This is a genomic window from Planctomycetota bacterium (assembly GCA_016872555.1).
Classification (GTDB): Bacteria; Planctomycetota; Planctomycetia; order Pirellulales; family UBA1268; genus F1-20-MAGs016.
Map to the genome: position 1 here is coordinate 1 of VGZO01000129.1, position 2,267 is coordinate 2,267.

The 2,267-nt window shown below is 72.9% G+C and carries 2 protein-coding genes; both read left to right on the forward strand.

Features of this window, described 5'->3' with window-relative positions; all coding sequences use genetic code 11:
- The first annotated feature begins 216 nt into the window (after positions 1 to 216).
- The gene (locus tag FJ309_17435) at positions 217 to 654 is read left to right on the forward strand and encodes a hypothetical protein (protein ID MBM3956356.1); all 438 of its coding nucleotides are present in this window, start codon (positions 217 to 219) and stop codon (positions 652 to 654) included.
- Positions 655 to 657: 3 nt separating this feature from the next.
- Positions 658 to 2,211, forward strand: coding sequence for a hypothetical protein (locus tag FJ309_17440; GenBank protein ID MBM3956357.1), 1,554 nt, complete (start codon positions 658 to 660; stop codon positions 2,209 to 2,211).
- Positions 2,212 to 2,267: the final 56 nt, after the last annotated feature.

A 2,267-nucleotide genomic window follows, 5' to 3' on the forward strand; every position in this document is an offset into this window, starting at 1 on the left:
CGGAACCCACGATGTGGGCCCTGGCGGCGGTCGGCATGGCGGCCCTCGTGGTGCGGCGCTGCCGGAGTCGGTCGCGGGCACGCCGGCAGGGCTGAACCGTCGTTCCCGGCAGTGGCGGCCACCCGATTCGCCGGTAGAATTGCTGCAATTGCTTTGCGCTTGCAATCGGGAGCGGCCGTCGCTTCCGCACCGCAGGCGACGACGCTGAAGCCTGCCATGAGCCGCTGCCGCAACTGGTCTTGGACGTTGCTGGCGGCGCTGGCCGGCACGCTCCTTCCAGCCTGCTCGCGCCCCGCGCCGACGACGATCGGCGGCGACCACGCGCACCAGCGCCCCTCCCACCACCCCGGCACGCTCGCCGGCGCCGGTCCCGCGATCCGATCGCGCACCGAGCGCCTCGCCGGGACGGAGGCCGCCGCGGCGCGGAACGAGCTCGCCGACATCCTCCGCTGGCTGCCGCAGCTCGCCGCCGACACCGAACTGAACCGTGCGGCCTGGGACGAGGTCGCCGCCCTCGCCGCGCGGGGCAGTGCCCGTCTCGGCGACCCCGGCGCGACCGCCGCCGAGGTCGCCGCCGACCTTGCCGCGACCGCCGACCGGCTCGCGGCGATCGTGGCCACGCTCCCGGCCGCGCCCGGCGCCGAGGAACCGTAGGCCATGGCACTCCTCTGGAGCATCGTCCTGCGGATGATCCAGGCGCTCCTCCAGGGGGCGCCGTTCATCCTCACCGGGCTGTGCATCGCCGCGGTCCTCGACAAGCTGCTCGGCCGCGTCCACACGCGGCGCCTGTTCGGCTCCAACTCGCTGTCGTCCCTGGTCCAGTCGTGGCTGATCGGGATGATCCTCCCCGGCTGCTCGCTGGGGGTGATCCCCGTCTGCCGGCAGCTGCGCGCCAGCGGCATCGCCGTGGGGACGATCTTCGCGTTCGCGCTGTCGAGCCCGCTGTTCGATCCGCTCTCGATCCTCTACGGGCTGACACTCTCCAAGCCGCTGTCGATCATGGCGTTCGCCGCCTGCTCGCTGGTCGTCGTGATGCTCTCCGGGGGGCTGTTCGACAGGCTGTTTCCCGGCACCGAACTGCCCGTCGTCGAGCCTCCCGCACCGCCCCCGGGAGCGAAGCGGATGCTGGCGATCGCCGTGGCGATGGCCCGCGAGGCGGTCAGCGGCACGGCGGCACTCATCGGCGTCGGCCTGCTCGGCGTCGGGATCCTGGCGGCCCTGCTCCCGCCGGGCACGCTGCAGAACGTCCTCGGCCACGACAACCGGGCGGCGCCGCTGGTGATGACGGCCGTTGCCCTGCCGGCCTACGCCACGCCGATGACGGTGATGGGGCAGCTCGGGTCGATGTTCCAGCACGGCAACTCGATCGGCGCCGCCTTCGTGCTGCTCTCGTTCGGCGCCGGCATGAACCTCGGCCTCGTCGCCTGGATGTGGCTGACCTACGGCTGGCGCAAACTCGCGGTGTGGATCGTGTTGATGGTCGCGGTGGTGCTGGCGATCTCCTACGGGATCGAAAGGCCGCTCTATCCTGCGGACGCCGAGGATGCCGGCCACACCCATGCGTTCGACAGGTTCTGCGCCCCGTACGGCGCCGGTGCGGCACCGGCGGGGGGCTTCGCCGCCGACATCCTCCACCGGATCCGGATGGAGACGCTGCCCCACGAATGGATCGGCGCGGGATTGCTCGGCGTGCTCATGCTCGCCGGCGCGGCCCTGCGGCGCTGCGATCCCGCCGGGCGCGTCGACGCCTGGCTGCTGCACGCCCCGGAGAAGGACACCGGCGTCGGCCGGTACGACATCGTCCTGCCCGCGCCGGTGCTGGCGCTGGCCTGCCTGGGGGGGATCGTCGCCGCCAGTGTCGTCGGCTGCTACGCCTACTACCCGCCGCCGGAGGTCGCGCTCGAGGAGCTCTCCGCGGCCAACGTCGAGGCGGTGACCAGCGCCATCAGCGGCGACACGAAACGAGCGGCCGACTGGATCCCGGTCTGCGAGGGCTGGAACCGGCGCCTCGTGGTCGGCGCCTACCTCCGTCACAGCCGCGTCAGCGACTACCACCGCGCCAAGTCGCGCCTCTACCAGGACCGCCTCGAGGAGCTCGAGCACGCCCTCGAGGACGACGACCCCGCCGCGGAGGTCTCGCGGCACGCGCTCGACGCCAGCCGCGCCTTCCGCTACCTCGGCGCGGCGTTCCGCTCCGAACCGCTCGACTGACGCCGCGGCTGTCGGCATCTCGACCGGCAACCCCCGGGCACAAGCTCCCCGCGGTG